This window comes from Burkholderia sp. 22088, assembly GCF_052045915.1.
In the GTDB taxonomy this organism is placed as follows: Bacteria; Pseudomonadota; Gammaproteobacteria; order Burkholderiales; family Burkholderiaceae; genus Burkholderia; species Burkholderia cepacia.
Genome location: NZ_JBQEPY010000005.1, coordinates 407,027 through 432,948, shown reverse-complemented (window position 1 = coordinate 432,948; position 25,922 = coordinate 407,027). Strand labels below are relative to the sequence as shown.

At 70.0% G+C, this 25,922-nt stretch carries 15 protein-coding genes; all 15 read left to right on the top strand.

Annotated elements, in window-relative coordinates:
* Positions 1–2 precede the first annotated feature (2 nt).
* Positions 3–1,427 carry a TolC family protein gene (locus tag ACTJLD_RS12635; RefSeq protein WP_440658907.1) on the top strand — a complete coding sequence of 475 codons (1,425 nt, stop codon included), beginning with the start codon at positions 3–5 and terminating at the stop codon, positions 1,425–1,427.
* Complete coding sequence (locus tag ACTJLD_RS12630) at positions 1,409–3,022, top strand: acyltransferase domain-containing protein (protein WP_440658905.1); 1,614 nt, start codon at positions 1,409–1,411, stop codon at positions 3,020–3,022. Before ACTJLD_RS12635 ends, ACTJLD_RS12630 begins: the two co-directional genes overlap by 19 nt.
* Before the next feature lie 75 nt (positions 3,023–3,097).
* Positions 3,098–9,079 (top strand): SDR family oxidoreductase, encoded by a 5,982-nt coding sequence (locus ACTJLD_RS12625; protein ID WP_440658903.1) that lies wholly within the window; start codon positions 3,098–3,100, stop codon positions 9,077–9,079.
* Positions 9,076–13,095, top strand: coding sequence for a cytochrome P450 (locus ACTJLD_RS12620; protein ID WP_440658902.1), 4,020 nt, complete (start codon positions 9,076–9,078; stop codon positions 13,093–13,095). The genes ACTJLD_RS12625 and ACTJLD_RS12620 overlap by 4 nt, the downstream gene beginning before the upstream one ends.
* A 20-nt stretch (positions 13,096–13,115) precedes the next feature.
* Positions 13,116–14,516, top strand: coding sequence for a flavin-containing monooxygenase (locus tag ACTJLD_RS12615; protein ID WP_060319457.1), 1,401 nt, complete (start codon positions 13,116–13,118; stop codon positions 14,514–14,516).
* Positions 14,513–15,229: an ABC transporter ATP-binding protein gene (locus ACTJLD_RS12610; RefSeq protein WP_440658900.1), complete on the top strand. Its 717-nt coding sequence runs from the start codon at positions 14,513–14,515 to the stop codon at positions 15,227–15,229. Before ACTJLD_RS12615 ends, ACTJLD_RS12610 begins: the two co-directional genes overlap by 4 nt.
* Entirely contained in the window at positions 15,229–16,635 is a 1,407-nt protein-coding gene (locus ACTJLD_RS12605) for an ABC transporter permease (RefSeq protein WP_124544170.1), read from the top strand. The genes ACTJLD_RS12610 and ACTJLD_RS12605 overlap by 1 nt, the downstream gene beginning before the upstream one ends.
* Before the next feature lie 52 nt (positions 16,636–16,687).
* Entirely contained in the window at positions 16,688–17,467 is a 780-nt protein-coding gene (locus tag ACTJLD_RS12600) for an outer membrane lipoprotein-sorting protein (protein WP_034190065.1), read from the top strand.
* The gene (locus ACTJLD_RS12595; RefSeq protein WP_440658899.1) at positions 17,464–18,789 is read left to right on the top strand and encodes a hypothetical protein; all 1,326 of its coding nucleotides are present in this window, start codon (positions 17,464–17,466) and stop codon (positions 18,787–18,789) included. The genes ACTJLD_RS12600 and ACTJLD_RS12595 overlap by 4 nt, the downstream gene beginning before the upstream one ends.
* A gap of 16 nt (positions 18,790–18,805) precedes the next feature.
* Positions 18,806–19,222 (top strand): DUF4345 domain-containing protein, encoded by a 417-nt coding sequence (locus tag ACTJLD_RS12590; RefSeq protein ID WP_060359071.1) that lies wholly within the window; start codon positions 18,806–18,808, stop codon positions 19,220–19,222.
* Positions 19,215–20,321 carry an esterase/lipase family protein gene (locus ACTJLD_RS12585; protein WP_440658898.1) on the top strand — a complete coding sequence of 369 codons (1,107 nt, stop codon included), beginning with the start codon at positions 19,215–19,217 and terminating at the stop codon, positions 20,319–20,321. The genes ACTJLD_RS12590 and ACTJLD_RS12585 overlap by 8 nt, the downstream gene beginning before the upstream one ends.
* Before the next feature lie 18 nt (positions 20,322–20,339).
* Positions 20,340–21,350: a lipase secretion chaperone gene (locus ACTJLD_RS12580; RefSeq protein WP_440658897.1), complete on the top strand. Its 1,011-nt coding sequence runs from the start codon at positions 20,340–20,342 to the stop codon at positions 21,348–21,350.
* Positions 21,351–21,781: 431 nt separating this feature from the next.
* Positions 21,782–22,558 (top strand): Crp/Fnr family transcriptional regulator, encoded by a 777-nt coding sequence (locus tag ACTJLD_RS12575; RefSeq protein WP_059694777.1) that lies wholly within the window; start codon positions 21,782–21,784, stop codon positions 22,556–22,558.
* A 162-nt stretch (positions 22,559–22,720) separates the two neighbouring features.
* Complete coding sequence (locus tag ACTJLD_RS12570; protein ID WP_440658896.1) at positions 22,721–25,120, top strand: putative bifunctional diguanylate cyclase/phosphodiesterase; 2,400 nt, start codon at positions 22,721–22,723, stop codon at positions 25,118–25,120.
* A gap of 20 nt (positions 25,121–25,140) precedes the next feature.
* Positions 25,141–25,878 (top strand): TenA family transcriptional regulator, encoded by a 738-nt coding sequence (locus tag ACTJLD_RS12565; RefSeq protein WP_059694781.1) that lies wholly within the window; start codon positions 25,141–25,143, stop codon positions 25,876–25,878.
* The last annotated feature ends 44 nt before the right edge of the window (positions 25,879–25,922 follow it).

Here is a 25,922-nt window from a genome sequence, read left to right as displayed (position 1 = left end):
TGATGAAGCGACCCTTCGCCGTCGTGCTGACCGCCGTTGCGCTGGCCGCCGCGCTGCCCGCGGGCGCGCAGATGCTCGACGTCTATCGCACGCGCGACGACGTCGCGGCGACGCAGGCCGGGTCGATGGCATCGGCCACCGCGTGCGGCGCACGGCGCCTCGACGACCGGCCGATCGCGCTCGAGGACGCGATCCTGCTGGCGATCTGCTCCCATCCGCAACTGAGCCGCACGTGGGCGGACGCGCGCGCGGCGACGGCCGAGGTCGGCGTGTCGAAGGCCGCATACCTGCCGACGCTGAACGCGACGGCCGGGATCCAGCGCGACAACGTGAACACGACCTATACGGGCGGCTTTTCCGGCGATCAGCGCAGCACCAGCCGCTACGGCATGCTCAACCTGAGCTGGGTGCTGTTCGATTTCGGCAAGCGCGGCGCGAACCTCGACCGCGCGCGTGCGTTGCTGCGCGCGGCCAATGCGGCACACGACGACGCGTTGCAGAGCGTCTTCTACGACGCGGCGCAGGCGTTCTATGCGCTGCGCGACGCGCAGGCGGCGCTCGAGGCGGCCCAGGCGGTCGAACGTGCCGCGCAGGAGAGCCTGGCCGAAGCGAGCGCGCGACACGACGGCGGCGCAGGCACGCTCGGCGACGCGTTGCAGGCGCAGACGACCTATCGCAAGGCACTGCTCGATCGCGTGAGCGCGGAGGGCGACCTGCAGAACGCGATCGGCACGCTCGCGACGACGCTCGGCGCCGCCGCCGACACGCCGCTGCGCATCGCCGATGCGGAACCGTCGCCCGATCGCGACGATTTCACGCGCGGCGTCGCGAACCTGATCGCCGAAGCGAAGCGCGATCATCCGAAGCTGATCGCCGCGCGCGAGCGGCTCGAAGCGGCGCGCGACCAGATCCGTGCGGTGCGCGCCCAGTCGCTGCCGACGATTTCGCTGATGGGCAGCCTCACGCGCAACAACCCGTCATACCAGCAGCAGCCGTCGCTGTTCCAGTTGCAGAGCAGTCACAGCAACTCGATCGGCATCCAGATTTCGATTCCGCTGTTCGAGGGCTTCGCATCCGGGTATCGCATCGCGGAGGCGAAGGCGCAGGCCGATGCGCAGGAAGCCGACGTGCGCAATACCGAACTCAAGGTGTCGCTCGACGTGTGGAAGAGCTACCAGAGCCTGCAGACCGACACGACGAACCTCGACAACTCGCAGCATCTGCTCGACACCGCGCTGCATTCGCTCGACATCGCCCGCGGCCGCTACAAGGCCGGGGTCGGCACGTTCACGGAACTGCTGAATGCGCAGTCGGCGCTCGCGGATGCGCGCCGGCAGCGCGTGCTAGCGGTGTCGAGGTGGCGGACCGCGAGACTGAAGCTGGCCGAGAGCCTTGGGAGATTGGGATTATGGAACGACGCAGGTTGAACGGCACCGGGCCGAACGCGGGCGACGCGCAAGCGCACGGCTGCGCGTTCCTGTTCCCGGGACAAGGGGCGTTCTACGCGGGCGCGTTGCGGCAACTCGGGCACGAACACCGCAGCGTGCGGCAGACGCTCGACACGATCGACGCGGTCGCGAGCGAGCGGCTCGGCCAGCCGCTGACCGGCGCGCTGTGGCGCGACGACGCGGGGCTCGATACGTGGCTGCGCGACGCGCCCGACCTGTTGCAGCTCGGGATCTTCGGCGCATCGGTCGGGATGTTCGGCGTGCTGCGTGAACGCGGCATCGTCCCCGACCTGCTGATCGGACACAGCTTCGGCGAAATCGCGGCGCTGGTGTGCGGCGGCATGTATTCGATCGAGCAGGGCGCGCGGATCGTGTGCGACAGGATTGCATCGTTGCAGGCCGCGGCACCGGCCGACGGCATGATGGCCGCGATTTCGGCCGGCGCCGACGCGACACTCGCGCTGATCGACGCGAGCGCGCTTACGCACGGGGTGCGCAACGTCTGCATCGCGGTCGAGAACCATGCGTCGCAGACCGTCGTGTCCGGCCCGCGCGACGCGCTGGAAGATTTCGTCTCGGCCTGCGCGGCGCAAGGCGTGACCGCGCAGACGCTCCGGTCTCCGTATGGCTTTCATCATCCCGACCTGGCCGGCGCGCGCGCGCAGTTCGCCGCGCGGCTTGCCGCATATCGACCCGGCGCGCTCGCGATTCCGGTGTATTCGCCGATCCTCGGCCGCCGCTATAGCGGCGCCGACGATCCCGGGATGCGGCTCGCGTCGCATTTCGTGATGCCGGTGCGCTTCGCGGACGCGATTCGCGCCGCGCGCGCGGACGGCATCGACCGCTACGTCGAGTGCGGCGGGCTCAATGCGCTGGCGCGCATCGTCGTGCGCATCGTGGGGCCGGGCGCGGTCAGGACGTTCGGCGGCCCGTCGAACGTGGCAGAGGAATCGAGCGTCGTCACGACGATCACCCGTTATTTCCAGGAGGACACCATCATGAAAGACGATATTCGCATCGGCAACGCCGGCTCCGGCTTCGACGCGTTCTGGCACGCGCGCGGACCGCACATCGTCGACTGGCTCAAGGGCGAACTGCGTCACGCGTTCGACGCGGCGGGCGCGGTGCCGGCAGGGGCCGCACCGACGGCGACGCCATTCGTGCCGCAGCCGGAACCGATCCTCGCGCCCGCGCCGCGCCTCGCGGCAGTGGGCGGGGCCGCGCTGGCGCCTGCTCCGGCGCCGGCGGTGCTGCATGCTCCGGGTGAGCCGGTGACGGCGCCCGCGGCGGTTGCAGCGGCGCGGCCCGCGCACGTGCCGCGCGAGCGGCTGTTCTCGGAGCTCGTCGATATCTACGCGCAGGCGATGGAATATCCGGCCGAGGTGTTCTCCGAATCGATCGAGCTCGAAGCCGAACTCGGTATCGACTCGGTCAAGCAAACCGAGATCATCCAGCGCATCACCGCACGTTATGCGTTGCCGCCGCTGCCCGCGAATTTCCGCAGCGGCGACTTCAAGGCGATGGGGCAGATCGTCGATTTCGTCTACGAGAACCAGGGAAAGGCGCACGCCTGACGGCCGTGGGCCGAAACGTTGGTCGGCAGGGGGGGCCCTGCCCGTAATGACAAGTTCTCGATAGGCAGGCGATCCATGTCGAATACCAGCATGCGCGGCAAGCTCGTTCTCGTGACGGGCGGTGCGAAAAACGTGGGCAAGGCAATCTGCAGGCGTTTCGCCGAGCAGGGCGCGCACGTGATCCTGAATTTCTTCCATTCGCTCGACGCGTCGAAGGAGACGGCCGAGGAACTGCGCGCGCTCGGCGCGACCGTCGACGTGATCCGTGCGTCGGTCGCGCAGCAGACGCAGGTCGACCGGATGTTCGACGAGATCGAACGGCGCTACGGCCGCCTCGACGTGCTCGTCAACAATGCGGCGTCCGGCGCGCTGCTCGGCGTCGACGAGATCGGCGCCGAGCATTTCGATCGCGCGCTCGACACCAACCTGAAAGGCGCGTTCTGGTGCGCCCGCCGCGCCGCGGCGCTGATGGCGCGTTCGGGCGGCGGCGCGATCGTCAATGTGTCGTCGGTGGGCGCGACGCTCGTGCCCGCGAACTATCTGGTCGTCGGCACCGCGAAGGCGGCGCTCGAATCGTTGACGCGCTATCTCGCGGTCGAGTATGCGGGGCGCCAGATCCGGGTGAACGGCGCATCGTCGACGCTGATCGACGGCGACGTCGCCGCGCAGTTTCCGGACCCGGAGAACACGAAGCGCTCGAGCATCGCGGCGACGCCGCTGAAGCGGCTTGCGCGCGCGGAGGATCTCGCCGATCTCGTCGTGTTTCTCGCGTCGGATGCCGCACGCTGGATCACCGGACAGGTGGTCGTCGCGGATGGCGGGTTGTCGCTGTGCAGCGAGGGATTGTCGCCGCGCGCCGAATGGGCGAACGCCGGGCAGGATGCGGGCGCCGCCGCGGCCGTCGCGCAACCGGCCGCGCCGGCCGACGACGCATCGGAGCGCGACGCGCCGGACAGCGACGACATCGCCGTGGTCGGCATGGGTCTCGCATTGCCCGGTGCGAGCGATCCGGACGCATTCTGGCGCGCGCTGCTGGACGGCCCCGAGCTGTTCGGCAACGTGCCGCCGGATCGTTGGGACTACCGGTCGTTCTACTCGCCGGATACGTCGGCGGAAGACAAGAGCTACCAGTCGCGCTCGGTCTTCATCGAACAGTTCGAGCCGTGCTCGACGGTGCGCGCCGAACTCGACGCCGGCACCGCGCCGCGCGAGCTCACGACGCTGTGGCTGCGCCACGCACTGTGCCAGGCGCTCGACGGCGTGACGCTGCGCGATGCCGACCGCGTCGCGTTCCTGGTCGGCTACACGGCGGACGGCAGCCAGCATCTCGAGGAAGGCATGGTGCTGGCCGCCGCGCGCGAGCGCCTGAACGCGGTGCTGGCCGACGCGGGCGTCGACGCGGCCGAGCGCGCGCGCCGCGTGGCCGCGATCGATGCGGTGCTGAGCGCGCGTTATGCGCGCGGCGCGGGCGATCTTGCGTCGTTCTTCCCGCATCGGGTCGGCCTGAATGCGATGAAAGGCGTGCTGCCGGACGACGCGGAGTACATGATGGTCGACACCGCGTGTTCGTCGTCGCTGTATTCGATCGATCTCGGGATCAAGGCACTGCTGCTCGGCAAGCAGGACGTGGTCGCGTGCGGCGGCGCGTTCGCGCTCGCACCGCGCGGCTCGATCCTGTTTTCGAAGCTGCACGGGCTGTCGCGCAGCGGCGAGGTGCGGCCGCTCGATCGCAACTGCGACGGCGTGCTGTTCGCGGACGGCGCGGGCGTCGTGATCCTGAAGCGCCTGACGCGCGCGCGGGCGGACGGCGACCGCATTCTCGGCGTGCTGAAGTCGTTCGGCTCGTCGTCGGACGGGAAGGGCAAGGCGATCTACGCGCCGAATTCGGCCGGCCAGCGCATCGCGATCGACCGCGCGTATGCGCGCACCGCGACGGTGCCCGCCGACGTCGACTGGGTCGTGGCGCATGCCACCGGCACGCCGGCCGGCGATCTCGCCGAATTCCAGAGCCTGCGCGATGCGATCCGGCGCGATCGCCCGGTGCAGGTGACCTCCAACAAGTCGCTGGTCGGGCATACCGGCTGGGCGGCCGGCGTCGTATCGGTGATCCAGGTGCTGCTCGGTTTGCGCCATCAGGTGATTCCGCCCCAGCATCGCTTCAGCGAACCGCCGCCGGAATTCGATCTCGACGGCACGAACCTGCGGATCCCGGTGGCGCCGGTCGAATGGCCGGCCCGGCGCGATTCGGCACGCGTCGCGGCGGTGTCCGGGTTCGGCTTCGGCGGCACGAACGGCCACCTGATCGTGTCGGAGTACCGCGCCGATCTGCCGGCCGGCGGCGCGAGCGGCCGCTTCCAGCGCGAACCGCTGGCGATCGTCGGGTGGTCGGCGAAGTTTCCCGGTCTCGACGGCGACGCCGAGGTCGAGGCCTGGCTGCGCGGCGAAGGCCGCGCGCCGGACGCGAGCTTCGGGATCGGCTATCCGCTGCCGAGCTTCGCGCGCGTGAAGATGCCGCCGGCCGTGTTGCGCGCGCTCGATCGCTGCCAGTTGATGGCGCTCGATGCCGCGCACGACCTGCGCGAACGTCTCGGCACGTTCTGGCGCGAGCATGCGGACACGATCGGGCTCGTGATGGGGCACATGGGGCCCACGCGCAACGCGGCGCTGTATGCGAGCCGCTGCTATCTCGACGACATCGCGGCGGCGGTGCTCGACGCGACGCGGCCGGACGAGCGTGCGACGACCGAACGCCTGCTGGACGGCCTGCGCGAGGCGACGCAGCGGCTCGTCGCGCCGACCACCGAAAACTCGTTTCCCGGGATGATGCCGAACGTGATCCCGGCGCGCGTCGCGAATTATCACGATCTGCACGGGATGAACATGACGGTGGACGCAGGCCACGCGTCGACGCTCGCCGCATTCGAGGCCGCCGAGCGTTTCCTGTGCAGCGGCGAGCTCGACATGGCGATCGTCGGCGGGATCAACGGCAACGCCGCGGAGGAGGTGGGTCCGGCATTCGGGCTGCCGCTCGCGGAGGGCATCGTGCTGTTCGCGGTGACGACCGTACGGCACGCGCAGGCCGAAGGGCTGCCGGTGCTCGCGGTGGTCGGCGGCGGCGACGCGCGGGCCGCGGTCGAGCCGGCCGCGCCGTGCGATGCGACGGGCCGCGCGGTCACGTATGCGGGCGCCGATGCGGCGATCGACGTGCTGCGCGCGATCGTTGCGCGTACCCCCGACGTGACGCTGGCGCGCGACAGCGGCGGCGACCGGCTGCGCTATGCGCTGCACGTCGCCTGCGAGCCGGCCGCCGCGCAGGCGGCTGCCCCGCGCGAACCGCAAGCCGGAGCCGGGGCCGTGCCGGTGCAGGCCGTGCAGCCGGTGCCTGCGCCGGTTGCCGCGCCCGTCGGACCCGGTACGTTGCTGCCCGGCGCGTTGCGCCGGACCGGCGTCGCGGCCGACGGCGAGCCGCTCGGCGTCGCACGATACCGGATCGAATGGCGCGATGCGCCGTGGCGGCCCGCGGGGCGGTCGACGCCGTTCATCGCGCCGCGTTGCGTGATCGTCACCGACATGCCGGAAGCGCTCGCCGCGCAGGCCGATCCGGGCCCCGGCTGCGTGGTGCTGTCGACGCGTCCGTTCGCCGCGAGCCGGCCGGGCTGGCACTGGATCGAGCGAATCGACGAAACGGTGCTCGACGGGCTGCCCGACGACATCGGCCACGTACGCGTGCTGACGTCGCTCGATGCCGGCACGCTCGCGCCGGGCGCCGCGGCGCCGGCCGCGCCCGCGCGGCTCGCGCTGCACGATCTCGCGTTCCTCGCGATCAAGCGTTGCCATGCGGCGCTCAAGCGCGACGGCAGCTTCGTCGTGCTGCTGCTCGATGCGCTCGCGGGCGAGGTGCCGCATCCGGATGCCGGGCTCTACACCGGTCTCGTGAAGGCGCTTGCGATCGAGATGCCGGAAGCGCGCCCGGTGGCCGTGTTGACCGACGCCCGCTCGCTGCCCGACGCGCTGCGCGATGCCGAGCGCGAAAGCGGCGCACAACACTGGCTGCCGGTCGTCGCGCTGGGCGGCGGGCGTCGCCGCACGCCGCGCGTGATCGACGACGCGGGCGAGCTGCGCGCGGACGAGCGCCTGGCGCTCGGGCCCGACGCGGTCGTCGTCGCGGTCGGCGGCGCCCGCGGGATCACCGGTGAACTGATGAAGACGCTGGCCGCGCATGTGCGCCCGACGCTGTACCTGATCGGCAGCAGCGCGCTCGACGAGGTCGATGCGGACCTGCTCGCGATGGACGACGAGGCGTTCGCGAAGAGCCGCCCCGATTACATCCGCCAGCAGAAGGCACGGCATCCGGAGCAGCCGCTGCCGGCGATCATCCGCGCGTTCGAGCGGCGCGCGGACGCACGCACGGCGTGCATGAACATCGAGGCGATGCGCGCATTCAGCGGCGCGCATCGCGTGACGTACCTGCGCGCCGACGTGCTGGACCCCGACAGCCTGCGCACGGCCATCGACACGATTCTCGCGCGCGAGCCGCGCGTCGACCTGCTGGTCAACGCGGCCGGATTGAACCGTTCCGCGTCGGTGCTCGTGAAGTCGCTGGACGACTTCGTCGCGGTGCGCGACATCAAGGTGCGCGGCTACTGGAACCTGCGCGACGCGTTCGGCGCCCGGCAGCCGCGCCTGTGGTGCAACTTCGGGTCGTTCATCGGCCTGACGGGCCAGGCCGGCGAAACCGACTACGCGTCCGGCAACGACTTCCTGAACACGCAGGCGTCGTATCACCGCGCGGCGCTCGGCCACGACGAATTCACGATCGGCTGGACGCTGTGGCGCTCGGTGGGGCTCGGCTCGAATCCGGTCACGCGCGCGTTTCTCGAGAAGAGCGGCCTGTTCACGAGCATGCGCACCGCGGAAGGGCAGCATCATTTCATGCGCGAGCTCGGTCTCGGCGAGCGCGCGGCGATGTCCGTGCATCTGGGCGAGGCCGAGCGACGGGCGATCGAGACGCACCTGCCCGGCTACTTCGATCTCGACGAAGCTGAAGCGGTGCCCCGCGTCGCCACGCCGCGCGATCCGGATTTCTATCTCGGCCGCGAGCTGGCGCGCACGGACGACAGCGTGACCTTCGAGCGGGTGTTCGATCTCGAGCGCGACGCGTACCTGCAGCATCACGTCGTCAACGGCTTTCCGACGCTGCCGGGCACGTTCGTGCCCGAGGTGGCCGCCGAGGCCGCGCTGCGGCTCGTGCCGGGGCTCAAGGTCGTCGGATTCGCGGACGCGGCGTTCCTGCACTTCCTGCGCGTCTACGACGCGAAGCGGCCGAGCGTGAAGCGCATCCACGCGAGGATCGCCGCGCGCGACGGCGACGCCGTGCTCGTGCACGTGCGGATCTCCGGCGACGTGCTGGCGCCCGGCGGCCAGGTTCTCGTGCGCGACAAGCCGCACTTCGAGATCACCGTGCGCCTGGCCGCGGCCTACGCGCCGGCACCGGTATGGAGCGAACCGCCGGGCGGGACGTTTGTGCCCGTCGCCGATCCGTATCACTTCGACGCGGCGCCCGTGAGACTGACCGGCATGTTCGTGTCGACGACCGACACCGGCATGAGCGAAACGGGCAAGCAGGCGCGCTTCCGGCTGAACGTGCCGGACGGCGCTCCGGTGTTCTCGCGCTTCGTGGTGCCGAGCATCCTGCTCGACGGGCTTGCGCGCGTGGCGGCGCTCGATCATGTCGCCGGCGACTACATCCCGCTCGCGGCGCCGATGTCGATCGGCCGCATCGACCTGTACGAAGCCGGCAACGACTGCGAGCTGGCCGCCCGCCACGCGTCGATCGCGCTGCGCGTGACGCCGCGCGCCTTCGCGCTCGAAGGGCCGGCGAGCAGCGGCAACCGGTTCGTCGCGGTGCGCCCGGACGGCCGCATCCTGATGCAGATGCGCGACGTGACGGGCATCGTGACCGGCTACGTGCACCGCGTGACCGGCGCGTTCGCCACGCGCGGCGAGATCGACGCGCGGCTCGCCGCGCACGCGGCTTCCGAGCAGGTGTCGGCATGAGCACGAAGCGTCTCGCGCCCGGCCCGCGCGGCAGCGTCGTGATGGGCAACCTCGCGGAATACAAGCGCAATCCCGTCACGATGCTGCTGAAGCTTCAGCAGCAGTACGGCGACATCGCCCGCAACCGGCTGGGCCCGTTCCTCACGCATGCGCTCGCGCATCCGGACGGTGTCCAGCACGTGCTGCAGGACAATCACCGCAACTACGTGCGCGGCCGCTTCTACGACAACTTCAAGATGTTCTTCGGCGACGGACTGCTGACGACGGACGGCGAGTTCTGGCGGCGTCACCGGCGGGTCGTGCAGCCGCTTTTTCACCGCAAGCAGGTGGAATCGCATACGGCGGCCGTCGGCGACGCGGCGCTCGCGCTCGTCGAGCGCTGGCTGAAGCGGCCCGCGCATGCGCCGTTCGACGCGGTGGAGGAGATGATGCGCGTGAGCCTGCGCATGCTCGGGCTGATGCTGTTCAACGCGGACATCTCGCGGCATGCGGACGAGGTCGGGCCGGCGGTGCGCTTCGGTATCGAGGCGATGATGCCGCAGGGCAACATGAACGACTTCGTGCCGCGCTGGATGCCGACGCCGTTCAACCGCCGGATCGCACGCGCGCGCCGCGGGATCGACACGATCGTCGATGCGATCGTCGCCGAGCATCGCGCGGGACGCTGCGAGACGAGCGACGTGATCGCGCTGCTGCTCGCCGCGCGCGACCCCGACACGGGCGCGCCGCTGACCGAGCGCGAGGTGCACGACGAGGTGATGACGGTGTTCCTGGCCGGCCACGAAACGACCGGCAGCGGGATGGCGTGGGGGCTCTATGCGCTCGCGCAGCATCCGGACGTGCTGCGGCGGCTGCGCGAGGAACTCGATGCGGTGCTGGGCGGTCGCGCGCCCGCGGCCGACGACATCGCGCGCCTGCCGTATCTGGTGCAGACCGTCGACGAGATCCTGCGGCTCTATCCGCCGATCTGGGGCTTCACGCGCGACCTTGTCGACGACGACGAGATCGGCGGTTATCACGTGCCGGCCGGCTCGTCGGTATTCATGTCGCCGTACGTCACGCATCGTCATCCGGCGCTGTGGGCCAACCCGGACGCATTCGATCCGGAAAACTTCGGATCGCACGCGCCGACGCGGCACAAGTACGCGTACTTTCCGTTCGGCGGCGGGATGCGCAAGTGCATCGGCTATCAGACCGCGCTGCTGCAGATCCGCGTGCTGATCGCGGTGGTCGCGCAGCACGTCGATCTGAGCGCGGTGCCCGGTCGTTCGCTCGACACCGGCGCGACGATTTCGCTGCGCCCGCGCGACGGCATCCAGCTGGTCGCCCGGCCGAGATCGCGCGAGCGCACGAGCGCCGCGCCTGCCGGGCGCGATGCGCGCGTGCCGGCTTCGCGCGGTGCGGCGTGTCCGTTCACGGGTGCGCCGGCCGCGACGGCAGCGACGGCCGGCGGCGAACGGGCGGCAAGCGTGGCGACGGCGGCCGCGCCCGGGCCTGCCGTCGGGCCGACGCTGGCGCCCGACGTGCTGGCGTTTCTGCAACGTGACGCGACGGCGTCCGAAGCACGGCGTGACGCCGGCGTCGACATGAACGACGCACCGACCCACCGCTTCACGTGGCGGCCGGTCGAGATCGAACCGCTGCCGGAACGGCCGGCGGCCGAACTGAGCGGCAAGCGGATCGCGATCGTCAACGGCCTCGGCCGCACGGTCGAGCGCGTGGTGGCGGCGCTTGTGCGCGCCTGCGCGAAGCCGGCGGTGTTCGCCCCGGCCGACGGCGTCGATCCGGCGGCGGCCGCGAACACGTTCGTTGCACAGTCGGGCCCGTTCGACGGGATCGTCGATCTCGGCGTCGAGGCGCCGTTTTTGCTCGACGTGCGCGATCAGTGGGAAGCGCCGCTGCGCCGCACGGTCGCGTTGCTGCAGGCGTGCTACGGCGACTGGGTGCAGGAGGAAGCGACGTCGCGGCTGTTCTATCTCGCGCTCACCTGGCAGGACGGGCTGATGGGATACGGCGACGATGCGCTCGTGCAGCCGCTCGGCGGATTGTGGGCGGGGCTCGCGAAGACGCTGCCGCAGGAACTGCCGAACTGCAACGTGCGCGTGCTCGACATCGCGCCGGACGAAACCGGTCGCGTCGACGGGTTGATCGCACGCGAGCTGTATCGCTGGGGGCGCTTCGAGGTCGGCCATCGCGGCGGGCGCCGCCACACGCTCGTCGCGACCCGCGACGACCTGCCGGCGCAAGCGGCGCCCGACTGGGGGCCCGACGACGTCGTGCTGTTCTCGGGCGGCGCACGCGGCATCGGGTTCCTGGCCGCCTGCGAGATCGCGAAGCGGTATCGCTGCACGGTGATCGTCACCGGGCGCGACGCGCCGCCGGCCGGCGACGAGCCGTGGCTCGCGCTCGACGATGCGGGCTTCAGGCGCTACGGGCTCGACCTGCTGCGCCAGGCGACGCCGGAGCGGCCGCCCAAGGCGATCCGGCACACGCTGCAGCAACTCGAACGGCGCCGCGAGCTGAAGGCGTCGCTCGACGCCGCGGCCGCGCTCGGCCTGCCGGTGCGCTACCGGATATGCGACGTGACCGATGCGAACGCCGTGCGCGCGCTGTGCGACGCATTCGGCGCGCGGTTGCGCGGCGTGATCCATAACGCCGGCATCGACCAGCCGGTGCGGTTGCCGCGCAAGTCCGCGGACGAATTCGTCGGCACCGCGCGCGTGAAGGTGCTCGGCTTCATGAACCTGTACGCGGCGGTGCGCGAGCGGCCGCGTGTCGACTGCTTCGTCAACGTCGGCTCGCTGACCGGCCGCTGGGGCGGCATGACGGGCGAGACCGACTACGCGGCCGCGAACGAGGCGCTCGCGCGGCTCGGCTGGTGGGCGCGCCGCGATGCGCCCGGGCGCAACGTGAAGACGCTCGTGTGGCCGACGTGGGACGGCGTCGGCATGATCACGAACCTCGCCGTCACGCGGCGTTATGTGACGCCGATGCGCATCGCCGACGGCGTCAGGCACTGGCTTGCGGAACTCGCGCAGCCGGCCACGCTCGCGGCGTCCGGCGGCGGCGAACCGATGTACATGGGCGCCGTCGGCCGTGCGCTGACGCCGATCCAGCTGCGCGGCTTCGATGCGGTCGACGGCTTGCCGAATCTCGGCGAACTCGCGACACGCCGGCACCACGCGGGCGAGCCGCGGCGATTCCGGCCGTTCGCGTTTTTCTCGACGCGCTTTCGTGCGGCCAACGCGCCCTATACGCGCGCATTCCGCTTCGGCGGCCGCGCGGCGGTGCCCGTGTCGCTGCTGCTCGAGCACGCGCGCGTCGTGGCCGACTGGGTGGCGCCGCCCGACGGCGAGCGCGCGTACCTGCATGAAGCCGTCGACGTGACGATCGCGCTCGATGCGCTCGCCGACGCGCTCGACGCCCACGGCGATCTCGCGCTCGACACCGACGTGACCGGCCGCACGGCCGGCGACGGCTGGCACGTGACGGTGCGGTGCGCCTCGCTCGCCGGCCGCGTGCTGCTCGATGCGACGTTCGTGTACCGCAGTCATCCGCCCGCGGGTGCGACCGTGCCGCTGCCGCACGACGGGCAGGACGATGCGGTCCGGCCGGCCACGTGCGCGATCTGGCGCGGCGACCTGCTGCCCGACGCGGACTGGCGCGGCGGCATCGCGCAGGTCAGGGCCGCCGACGCCGACGCGTTGTGGCGCGCGCCGGGCGAGGGCGACGCGCGCGGCGCGGCGCCGTGCCCGCAGATCTGGCTGCCGGTCAATCATCTGGAGAACGTGTTGCGCGTGCTGCTCGGCGCGTGGCCCGAAGACGGCGAACCGCCGCGCACGTGGCGCATCGGCGGCATCGCATTCGGCGCCGCGCGTGCCGCCGACGCCGAATTGCTGCTGTGCTACCCGGACGGCCGCTTCGCGATCGCCGATCGCGGCGGCGCATCGATCGCCGATCTGCGCGATGCGCGGCTGGCCGGCGCGACCGGCCCGCAGGCCGGGCCGGTTCTTTGAACGGAAAGGGGAGATCCACCATGACGGAGCGCAACGACGGCGCGCGGTACTGCATCATCGGCGCGGGCGCGGCGGGGATCACCGCCGCGAAGAACCTGCTCGCGGCCGGAATCGGCTTCGACGTGATCGAGCGCGAGGACGACGTCGGCGGCAACTGGTACTACGGCCGGCCGAGCGGCGCGGTGTATCGCTCGATTCACATGATCAGCTCGAAGCGGTTTTCGGAGTACACCGACTTTCCGATTCCAGACGACTACCCGACGTATGCGCGCGGCGACCAGGCGCTCGCGTACCTGCGGGCGTACGCGCGGCGCTTCGGCGTGTACGACCGGATCGAGTTCGGCCGCTCGGTGCTCGAGATCGCGCCGCTTGCCGGCGGCTCGGGGTGGCGCGTCGAGCTGGACCGCGGCGAAGTGCGCACCTATCGCGGCGTGATCGTCTGCAACGGGCATCTGTCGCATCCGCAACTGCCGGACTATCCGGGCCGCTTCGACGGGCTGCAGCTGCATTCGTCGCAATACCGCACGCCGGAGATCTTTCGCGACCGGCGCGTGCTCGTGGTCGGCGCGGGCAATTCGGGCTGCGACATCGCGGTCGAAGCGTCCCACCATGCGCGCGCGGTGTTCCACAGCACGCGGCGCGGCTACTACTACTGGCCGAAATTCCTGTTCGGGATACCGGCCGACCAGTGGGCCGAATGGCCGCTGCGGCTGCGCATGCCGCTGTGGGCGCGCCGCTTCTTCGGCGAGCGGCTGCTGCGGCTGACGACGGCCGGGCAGCCGGAGGACTACGGGCTGCGCAAGCCGGACCACAAGCTGTTCGAGTCGCATTTCATCATCAACTCGACGCTGTTCTACCACCTCGGCCACGGCGATCTCGATGCGCGGCCCGACGTGCGGGAACTGAAGGGCGATCGCGTCGTGTTCGCCGACGGCCGCGAGGAGCCGGTCGACGTGATCGTCTACGCGACCGGCTATCGACCGAGCTTTCCGTTCATCGACCAGGCGCATCTGCAATGGCGCAAGCAGCAGCCGTCGCTGTACCTCAACATGTTCGATGCACAGCATCGCGACCTGTTCTTCATCGGGCTGTTCCAGACGTCGACCGGCAACTGGCCGCTGATGGACTACCAGGCGCAGTTGCTCGCGCGCTATCTGCATGCCCGCGACGCGGCGCCGCGCAAGGCCGCGCACATCGACCGGCTGATCCGGCGCGGAAAGTCCGACTGGAGCGGCGGCATCGCGTTCCATCGCACGCCGCGGCACGTGATCGAGGTCGAGCATTTTGCCTACCGGCTGCAGTTGCAGCGGCTGATACGCGGCCTGCCGGCCGTGCCCGGCGCGGCAGGCGCGGATGCGCGCGCCGCGCAGGCAGCGCAGGAAGCGCCGGCGGCGCCCGTGCGCGCGGGAGGTGCGTCATGAGCCTCGTGAGCGTCGAACACCTGTCGAAGACCTACCTGCTCGACAGCGTGCGCGTGACCGGGCTCGCCGACGTGTCGGCGACGCTCGAGGCCGGGCGCTTCACCGTGTTGAGCGGGCCGTCGGGCAGCGGCAAGACGACGCTGCTGAACATGATCGGCTGCATCGACCGCCCCGACAGCGGGCGCGTGACGATCGCTGGCCACGACACCGCGTCGCTGTCCGACGATGAGTTGTCCGATTTCCGCGCGCGCCATGTCGGCCACGTGTTCCAGACCTTCAACCTGCTGCCGGTGCTGTCCGCGTACGAGAACGTCGAGTATCCGCTGCTGATGGCGGGCTGGCCGCCGGCGCGGCGCGCGGCGCGGGTGCGCGACCTGCTCGACGCGGTCGGGCTGGCCGACAAGGCGCGGCACCGGCCGAGCCAGCTGTCGGGCGGCCAGCGGCAGCGGGTCGCGATCGCGCGGGCGCTGGCGGCCGAGCCCGCGATGGTGCTGGCGGACGAACCCACCGCGAACCTCGACAGCGCCACCGGCCACGCGATCATCGCGCTGATGCGCACGATCCAGCGCGAGCGCGACGTGTCGTTCATCGTGTCGTCGCACGACCCGCAGGTGGTGGGCGTCGCCGACGAGGTGATCCGGATTCTCGACGGCCGCATCGTCGGCCGGGAACGGGCCGGCGACGGCACGGCGGCGCAGGAGGTGGGCCGATGATCCATACGCTGATGCTCGCGCTGCGCAACCTGCAGCGCAACCGCCGGCGCTCGCTGACCACGCTGCTTGCGATGATCGTCGGCGTGAGCGCGATCCTGCTGTTCGGCGGCTTCAGCCGCGACATCACGCTCGGGCTGCAAACCGACTTCGTGCAGCGCAGCGGTCACCTGCAGATCCAGCGGCAGGGCTATTACCTGTACGGCACGGGCGATCCGGCCGCGTACGGGATCCGCCGCTATGCGGCGCTGATCGACCTCCTGCGGCGCGACCCGCAGCTCGCGCCGATGCTGCAGGTCGTCACGCCGACGCTGCAGTTCGGCGGCATCGCCGGCAATTTCGCGGCCGGCGTGTCGCGCACCGTGATGGGATTCGGCGCGATTCCCGACGACCAATACCGGATGCAGCAGTGGAACGCATACGGTTTTCCGCTGCGCCCGCGCGCGTTCGCGCTGCGCGGCAGCGCCGACGATGCGGCGGTGGTCGGTCTCGGCGTCGCACGCGTGCTGCACCTGTGCGGGCCGCTGCACGTGGCGGATTGCCGCGATGCGCCGCCGGGGCCGGCCGCGCCGGCCGCCACCGGCCCGGACGCGAGTGCGCCGGCCGACGTGCTCGCGCTCGCGCAGGGCGAGGCCGGCTCGCAGCCGGCCGGCGACGGCGCGACCCACATCGAGGTGCTGACCGCGAGCGCGGGCGGCGCGCCGAACGTCGGCCGCTTCTCGGTCGTGAAGGCCGAGCAGCAGGGCGTGAAGGAGCTCGACGACGTGTATCTCGCGGTGCGTCTGCCGCAGGCGCAGCGGCTCGTGTACGGCGGCGCCGAGCCGCGCGCGACCGCCCTCGAGATCCAGCTCGCGCGCACGGCCGATCTGCCGGCGGCGCGCGCGCGCATCGAGCAGCTGCTGCGCGGCGGCTTCGACGGCCAGCCGCTCGACGTCGTCGATTTCGCGACGCTGAACCCGTTCTACGACCAGACCAACCGGATGTTCTCGGTGATCTTCGGTTTCGTGTTCGTGCTGATCAGCGCGATCGTGCTGTTCGTGATCAGCAACACGATGAGCACCGCGATCATCGAACGCACGGTCGAGATCGGCACGCTGCGCGCGATGGGCATGCGGCGCGGCGGCATTCAGGCGCTGTTCGTCTGCGAGGGCGCGCTGCTCGGCGTGGCCGGCGCATCGCTCGGCGTGCTGGCGGCGCTCGCGATCGCCGCGGCCGTCAATCACAGCGGGCTGGCCTGGACGCCGCCCGCGCGCATCGACGCGGTCGCGCTGACGGTGCGCGTGTGGGGCGAGTGGCGAACCATCGCCGTCACGTTCGCGGGGCTCGCATGCGTGGCCGGGCTGTCCGCGTGGCTGCCGTCGCGGCACGCGGCGCGGCTGTCGATCGTCGATGCGCTGCGGCATGTATGACGCCGCGCGGATGCGGTCTTTTTCGTTCATTTCACTTTCGGGGAGAGCGCACGTGCGTCGCCTGTTCGTTTCATGCTGTCTGAGTCTTTCATTCCTGGCCGGTGCCGCGCACGCGCAGCCGGCGCCCGATCCGCAGAAGGTGCTCGCGGCGAGCGACGCGATCCGCGCGCCGGCGAAATCGTTCGTGCTGACCGCGACGCTGATCGAGTATCGGTCGGGCAAGCAGGTGGACGGCAATACGCTGTCGATCTATTCGAAGCCCGACGCGCCGGGCGGCGCGTTCCGCACGCTGGTGCGCTTCGTCGCGCCGGCGCGCGACACGGGCAAGCTGATGCTGAAGAACGGCAACGACCTGTGGTTCTACGATCCCGCGAACCAGGCGAGCGTGCGGATCTCGCCCGACCAGCGGCTGCTCGGGCAGGCCGCGAACGGCGACGTCGTGACGGTCAATCTCGCGCACGACTACACGGCCGAGCTGAAGGGCGTCGAGGACATCGCCGACGGCGACCGGCAGACCCGCCGCGCATACCGGCTCGCGCTCACCGGCCACGGCGACGGGCTGACGTACCGCCGCATCGAGATCTGGATCGACGCGGCGAACAACCGGCCGCTGAAGGCGCGCTTCTATTCGGAGAGCGACCGGCTGCTGAAGACCGCGTTCTACCGGCGCTACACGATGCAGCTCGGCGTCGAGCGGCCGACGGAAACGGTCATCATCGACGGGCTCGACAGCAACTGGGTCACGGTCATGCGTTTCTCCGACTACGCGTGGCGCGACATTCCCGATGCATGGCTGCAGCGCGACTACCTGTCCCGCTTCCAGGCGCAATGACGGTGCGGCGTCGATGCCGGGTCGCGGCGCTCGCGTTCATGCTGCTGCCGGCGCTCGCGCGTGCGGCGGCGGCCGGCGCGGAGGCGACGGGCGGTGCAGGCGGTGCGGGCGGCGTGGATGCGGCCGATGCCGCGGCGCTCGATCTCGCCGACCGGTCCGCCGCGGCGCCGGCCGATACCGCGAAGCCGTGGAAGCTCGACGTGCAGGACGCGTTGCGCGCGAGCCGCTATCGCGACGGCGCGCACGCCGGGCGCAACCAGCTATCGGTCGAATTCGAGTACGGGCAGTGGCTGACGCCGACGTTCGCCGCGCACTTCTCGATGCGCTTCGACCGCTTCGATCCGCTCGGGACGTCGCGTACGTCGTCGCGCGACGTGACGCTCGTGAAGGAGGCGTACGCGAGCTGGCGCGCGGCGCCGACGTTCGTCGTCGACGCGGGGCGCGTCAACGAGCGGCTCGGCGCGGCGATCGGCTACAACCCGACCGACTTCTTTCGCGCGGGCGCGGTGAGCCTCGACGTGCCGCCCGATCCGGACAGCCGCCACACGAACCGGCTCGGTACGGTCGCGCTGCGCGCGCAGCAGGTGTGGGACACGGGCTCGCTCGCGGCGCTGCTGTCGCCGCGGCTCGAGCGCCGCAGCCTGCCGGGCGATCCGGCCGCATCGTCCGACCTGCAGCGCACCAACGGCGTCGATCGCTGGATGCTCGTCGCGAGCCAGCGGCTCGCCGCGACGATCCAGCCGCAATGGATCGTCTACGGCGAAAGCGGGCAGGCGCCGCAGTTCGGCCAGAACCTGAGCGTGCTGCTCGGCAACTCGGTGGTCGCCTACGTCGAATGGGCGGGCGGCTACCGGCGCTCGCTGATCGCACGCGCGACCGGCGCGGCCGGCGACAGCGCGTTTCGCACGAGTTCGTCGGTGGGCGCGACCTGGACGCTGCCGATCGACCTGTCGCTGAGTGCCGAACTCCAGAGCAACGGCGGCGGCGCGGACGCGTCGCAATGGCGCGCGCTGCAGCGCGCGAACCCGGCGGCCTGGGGCAGCGCGGTGCAGACGTCGATCGCCGCGCAGGAGCTCCAAACCCGTCACGGCGTGTTCCTGATGGCGACATGGCGCAATATCGGTGTGCGCCGTCTGGATCTGTCGGGTTTCGTGCAGGCCGATCTCGGCGGCGGCCGGCAATACTGGCTCGAGCTGCGGCGGCGCTTCGACCGGTTCGACATTGCGCTGCAGTGGCTGCATCAGGGCGGCCCGTCGTGGAGCCGCTTCGGTGCGATGCCGGAGTCGGCCAGCGTGCAGGTGCTGGGCATTTTCTATCGATGAAGCAAGGAGAGTTCGAATGAGCAAACGCGCGCTTCAGGCGGCGACCGCCGTGCTTGCGCTGGTCCCGTCGATCACCGGGGTACTCGGCATGATGGGCATCCACGATCCGTTGTACGCGTCGCTCGGCATCGCGCTGCCGGCCGACGCGACGCTGGACGGCAACCTGCGCTTCTACGCGGGCGTCTGGCTCGGGCTCGGCCTCGCGGCGTTCTCGGTGATCCCGGGGATCGAGCGCCAGGGACGGCTGTTCGCGACGCTGTGGACGATGATCTTTCTCGGCGGCATCGGACGGCTGATTTCGCTCGCGACGCTCGGGCTGCCGTGGCCGCCGTTCGTCGGCTTCACGGTGCTCGAAGTCGTCGGCGCGCCGTTGTTCATCGCGTGGCAGCGGCGCGTGGCCGCGCACGCAACCTTGGGGAACGCGCATGCATGACATCGATATCGCGAGACGCGCCGCGCCGGTGCGACGCCTTTGGCGCGCGTGCGCGCGCCTCCTGGCCGGTGCCGCGCTGCTCGCCTGCGTCGGCCTGGCCGCACCCGCGGCCGGCGCGCAGACGGCGGCCGGCGCCGCGCTCGACGACTACGCGGCGACCCGCTACCCGATCATCCTCGTGCACGGCCTGACCGGCACCGACGACTATTTCGGCGTGGTGCCGTACTGGTACGGGATGCAGGCCGACCTGCAGCGGCATGGCGCGACGGTTTACGTCGCCGACCTGTCGGGGTTCCAGAGCGACCTCGGCCCGAACGGGCGCGGCGAGCAACTGCTCGCCTACGTGAAGCAGGTGCTGGCGGTCACGGGCGCGGCCAAGGTGAACCTGATCGGGCACAGCCAGGGCGGGCTGACGTCGCGCTACGTCGCATCGGTCGCGCCCGCGCTCGTCGCGTCGGTCACGACGATCGCGACGCCGCACCGCGGCTCGCAGTTCGCCGACTTCGTGCTCGCCGCGCTGAAGCTCGACCCGACGGGCATCTCGACGCCGGTGTTCGGCGCGCTCCTGAACCTGTTCGGCGTCTTGACCAGCGACACGCACAACACGAACCAGGATGCGATCGCCGCGCTCGATGCGCTCGGCACGGCGCGAACCACGCGGTTCAACCAGTTGTTCCCGAGCCCGGGCCTCGGCGCCGGTGCCTGTCGCACCGGCGCGCCCGTCGAGACGATCGGCGGCAACGTGCATCTGCTGTATTCGTGGAGCGGCGCCGCATACCAGCCGGTGTCGCTGCTCGGCATCGTGACGGGCGCTGCCGACACCAGCGTGATTCCGGTCATCGATCCGGCGAACCTGCTGGATCCGTCGACGCTCGTGTTCCTGACCGCCGGCAACGTGATGGCGCTGGCCGGTGCGGGGCCGAACGATGGCTTCACGTCGACCTGCAGTTCGATGTTCGGCACGGTGATCTCGACGCGTTACCACTGGAATCACTTCGACGCGATCAATCAGTTGCTCGGCATCCGCGGCGCGTACGCGGAAGATCCGGTCGCCGCGCTGCGCGTGCATGCGAACCGGCTGAAGCTGCAGGGTGTTTGAGCGATGACGGTCCGGACGATGCTGTCTCGCGTCGCGCTCCATGGCGCCGTCGGCACGCTCGCGGCCGCGGCGGTATGGCATGCGCTCGAGCGGCCGGCGGCGTCGACGCAGGCCGTCGCGCTGCCTGCCGCGCGCGCCGTGGTGCCCGACGCGGCGGTGCCACGGCCCGTGCCTGCGTCCTCCGACGTCGCGCCGCCCGCGTCGCTGGCGGGGTCGCGCGCGCCGCGCCTGCCGGTCGGTCCGGACGGGCGTCTCGCGAAACGACGGGCGGTTCGGGATTTCTTCGATTACTTCCTGCTCGCGCAGCACGACCTGACGCCGGCCGCGCTCGACGCGCTGGTCGCGCGGGAGGTCGCCGCGCAGCCGATCGGCGCGCCGGCCCAGCGCGAAGCGCTCGACCTGTGGCCGCGCTATCGCGCGTGTCTCGCCGCGCTCGATGCGCAGCCGGGCACCGTGCAGCCCGGCACGCGTATCGATCCGGATGCGATCGCGGGCGAGCTCGAACGACGGGCGGCACTCGCGAGCCGCTGGCTCGGCGATTGGAGCACACCGTTCTTCGCCGACGCGTTCCGGCAGCAGCATGACGACCTCGACCGGATCCGGATTGCGCGCGATCCGGCATTGAGCGATGCGCAGAAGCGTGAACGCCTTGCGGCGCTCGACCAGGCGCTGCCGCCGGACATGCGCGACGCGCACGAGCAGCTCGCGCGGCAGCGCGAGGCGGTCGCGGCGGTTGCACGGCTCGACGCGCGTCGCGCGACACCCGATGCGCTGCGTGCGCAGCTCGGCGCCGACGTCGCCGCGCGCGTCGTGCGGCAGCGGCAGGACGACGATGCGTGGCAGGCGCGCTATCGCGACTATGAGGCCGAACGCGAGCGGCTCGTCGCGCAGCAGCTTGCGCCCGATGCGCGTGATGCCCAGCTCGCGCAATTGCTGCAGCGCGATTTTCCGGATCCGGCGGACGCATTGCGTGCCGCGTCGCTGGGCGGGGACCGCGCGGACATCACCGCTCGCCAGCGCGCGCGATAGCCGCCCGGCGCCGACATCCCCGGCAAGCGCCGTCATGGATATTCCACGTTCGCCATTGGAGAAGTGTGGGATATGTCACTCAGTCCGCATTATTTCGATGGAGGAATGATTTTTATTTTCAGGATTAACTGAATTCCGTCGAATTGGCCGCTATTCGTAATTTTCAATGATTCACCGGGACGGCACCTTTGCAAGGGCAATATTTAAATCGCCGATAATTGATTGACCATGCAAATATCTCGGAGTAACGCCTGAAACTGTCAAATTACTTCATGTAACAAAGCCGGAGTGGCGCGCACGACGGGGCTGCGTGATATCTTTTTGTCCAATTAGACCGTAAGGAAAACGGCAAAACCGGAAAACCGGTTCGTTTCAACGCTGCATGAAGATTCGGTGGCCGAGGGGCAGGAATACAACGTACGAGGTGCACCGTGATACATCAGGCCGACAATGTCATCGAGTTGCCGCATGCGCTTGGTGCCAATCAATTCCTGGCTGCGCTCGACGGAATTAGCCGTGCGGAATTGGCGCCTCATTTGATGCTTTCGAATCTCAAGACCGGCCAGGTGCTGTGCGATGCCGGCGAGAATCTGGAGGCCGTTTATTTTCCGGTGACGGCGGGTATTTCCCTCCAATACACGACAGGCAGCAAGACGACGCTCGGCGTGACGGAAATCGGCCGCGAAGGCATCGTGTGCGACGACGTCATCGGCAGCACGACGCAGCGCCGCGTCGTCGTCTATCACGGCGGATTCGCGTATCGGCTGTATGCGCGCCGTTTCGCCGACGCGTGCGACGCATCGCCGGCGATCAGGCGGCAGGTCTTCGTGCGGATGCAGCTGGTGCTGGCCCAGGCGTCGCAGGTCATGTTCTGCAGCCGCCATCACGTGATGCGGCATCAAGTGAGCCGCTGGCTGCTGATTGCCTACGAGCGCTCGCGCAGCATCGAAATCCCGGTCACGCACGGCATGCTGGGCCAGATGCTCGGCGTGCGCCGCGAGACCATCACCGATACCGCGCGACAGCTCCATGAGCTTGGCGTGATCCATCAGCATCGCGGCGCCATCGTGCTGACGGATCTCGCCCGTCTCGCGGGGCAGGGCTGCGACTGCCATCGGGTCATCCGCGACGAAACGTGCCGCATTCTCGCGATCGATGCCGGTACCGAGGCCGGCGTCGGGTTGTCGCGACGCGTCCGGACGACCTAGTTGCAGGCGCATCCTGCCGCGCGGCCGGCACCGGCGTGCCGCCGCCGCTGAATGAGCGCCGGCGCGTCGCGCGCATGGAAGGGGAGAGGTCCGAACGCAAGACGCGTCGCGACGCGGCTGGCCGGCGGCATCGAGAAGAATCAGAAAAGCAGTCAATCGGGTATGGAAAACATTTCGAAGCTCCAGAGTCAGCGCAGCTCGTTTCACGTGTGGCCATGGAGTCCGGCGCTCGGCATCCTGCCGATCGTCGTCGTGATCGTCGCGCTGGCCGGGTTCGTCGCCGTCAGCCTGATCGTGATCATGTCGCTGCGCGTGTACGTCGGCGGCGAAAGCAGCTGGTCGAAGGCGCAGAAGGACGAGATCATCCTGCTGTCCCGCTACGGACAGACCGGCGACGAAAAACTGTTCGACGATTACCTGGCGGTTGACCGCACCCTCACGTTTCTCGGCGTTGCCCGCCGCGCGATGATCAGCGTGCCGCCGGACCACCGCGTGGCGCGCCAGGCGCTGATCGAGGCGGGCATCAATCCTGTCGATGCGGTGGCGGTGGTATGGTTCTATCCGATCCTGAGCAGCTTCGCGCGCCTGAACGCAGCGTTGCAATACTGGGAGGACGCGGACCGGCAGCTGGTCAACCTGCGCGCGATCGCCAACGCGTTGCGCGATTCCGTGCAGGCGGGCGACGTCCGGCGCACGAGTCGCCTGAACCGCGCGATCTGGGACTTCAACTCACACATCGAGCCGCTGCCGAAGCGCTTCTCCGACGAACTGAGCGCCGAATTCCGTTCGGCCGTCATCCAGCTGTTCCTGTCGTACGTCGTGGCCTCGCTGCTGATCCTCCTGCTGTCGGTGCGTTGGGCGAGCCGCGCGCAGCGCCAGCAGGCGTCGATGCAGACCGAGCTGGACCGTAGCCAGGCGTTCGCGGAAGCGGCGCTGCGCTCGGTGGCCGACGCGATCGTCACGATCGGCCTCACGCGCAGCATCGAGACCGTCAATCCGGCGGCCGAGCAGCTGCTCGGCGCGCCGTCGCGCCTCAGCGTCGGCAAGCCGATCAACGACGTGCTCGACCTGATCGATACGTCGACCGGCATGTCGATCAAGCTGCTCGCGTCGCTCAGCAACAGCGGCGATCACACGTTCACCCGCGATCTCGACCTGATCCGCGTGTGCGGCTCGGCGGTGTCGGTGCGCGCGTCGCTGTCGAGAATGGACAACGCCGCGGGCCGCTGCGTCGGCTACGTGCTGATCCTGCGCGACATGACGCGCGAACACCAGTTGATCGAGAAGCTGACCTGGCAGGCGTCGCACGACGCGCTGACCGGCCTGATCAATCGCACGGCGTTCGAGCAGCGCCTGGGCGACGCGCTGACGCACCGTGGTGGCGGGACGTTGATGGTTCTCGACCTGGACGGGTTCAAGGAAGTCAACGACGTGTGCGGGCACGCAGCCGGCGATGCGCTGCTGCGCGACGCGACCACGGTGTTCGCGCGCTGTCTCGATGACGACGACGTGTTCGGCCGGCTGGGCGGCGACGAATTCGGCATCCTGCTGCCGGCCGGCCGCAACGGCGTGCCGGACGACGGCAAGGCGGAGCGCATCCGGGCGTGTCTCGAGGATTTCACGTTCCTGTGGGAAGGCGAGCCGTTCAAGATCAGCGTGAGCATCGGCGTGCTGGATCTCGCCTGTCGGCCCGAGAGCGTCGAGAAGGCGATGCAGCTGGCCGACATCGCGTGTTACATCGCGAAGGACCGCGGCCGCAACCGCGTGCATGTCGCCGATTCGCGCGACATGAACTCGGGACGCCAGGCATATCACATGCAGTGGAGCCGCCGCGTGAAGACGGCGCTCGAAACGAATTCGTTCCAGTTGTATGCGCAACGGATCGTGCCGATCCAGCCGGCGCACGGCGCGCAGGAGCGCGCGGAGATCCTGCTGCGCATCCCGGACGCCGACGGCAAGCTGATCTCGCCGGTCTTTCTGCCGGCCGCCGAGCGCTACGGCCACATGACGATGATCGACCGCTGGGTCGTGCGTAACGTGATCCGGCGGCTCGCGCGGCTCGAGCAACGCCAGTACGTCGAATACAACGTGAACCTGTCGGCGATGTCGATCACCGACGAGCGCTTCGTGGAATTCGCGATCGCCGAGCTGTCGGCGTCGGGGCTGGACCCGGCGCTGCTGTGCTTCGAAATCACGGAGACGAGCGCGGTCCGCAACCTGGAGGTCGCGTCGCGTTTCATGTACGAGCTGCGCGACCTCGGCTGCCGCTTCGCGCTCGACGACTTCGGCGCCGGCATGTCGTCGTTCTCGTATCTGCGCCAGTTGCCGATCGACTACCTGAAGATCGACGGCGGCCTCGTGGCGACCATGACGTCCGACAGCATCAAGCGCGGCATCGCGTCCGCCATCAACGACATCGCACACGTGATGCAGTACCGCACCGTCGCCGAGCACGTCGAGGACGCGGCGACGGCCGAGATGCTTCGCGCGCTGGGCGTCGACTATTGCCAGGGCTATTACTTCAGCCGCCCCGCGCCCTGGCAGGAAGGGGGATTCCATTGAACCAAGCGAGGAACGAACGCATGAGTGCTCCATTTGAACTGACCGGCGACCTGATGGACCTGGCGAGCTATCCGGCCTGGCTGCGCGACGTGGTCGGCGCGACCGACGAGCTGAAGGCGCGTGTCCGTGCGCATCCGGTGTTCGCGGCGATGAGCGGCGGGACGCTGCGCGCGTCGCAACTGCGCGCGTTCTTCGTGACCGGCTGGGCGGTGGTCAGCCAGTTTCCGGAGTACATGGCGATGAACCTGGTGAAGACCGCTGCCTATCGGTCGCGCGGCGAAGAGAAGGCGCGGCGCTATCTGATCCGCAATATCCGCGTCGAGCAGAACCACGTCGATCACTGGGCCAACTGGGCTGCGGAATCGGGCGTGACGACCGACATGCTGCTGCACGGCGATGCGCCGCTGGCCGGATTCGCGCTGAGCCACTGGTGCTGGAAAAGCAGCAGCACCGACGCGCTCGCGCCGAGCATCGCCGCGACCAACTACGCGATCGAAGGCGTGACCGGCGAGTGGAGTGCGTTGCTGTGCGCATCGCCGTATGAACAGCAGTTCGACCCGGCCGTGCGGCATCGCGCGATGCGCTGGCTCAAACTGCATGCCGACTACGACGACCGGCATCCGTGGGAGGCGCTCGACATCGTCGCGACGCTGCTCGGCCAGTCGCCCGCGGCCCGCGACGTGCGGGACGTCGAGACGTCGATCCGCAAGAGCCTGAGCTATTTCCTGACGAGTCTCGATTGCTGCATGCATGTGTAGTCGTTTGCGCCGCGCGCTCGCGGGTTCGTGCAGGCCGCACCCGG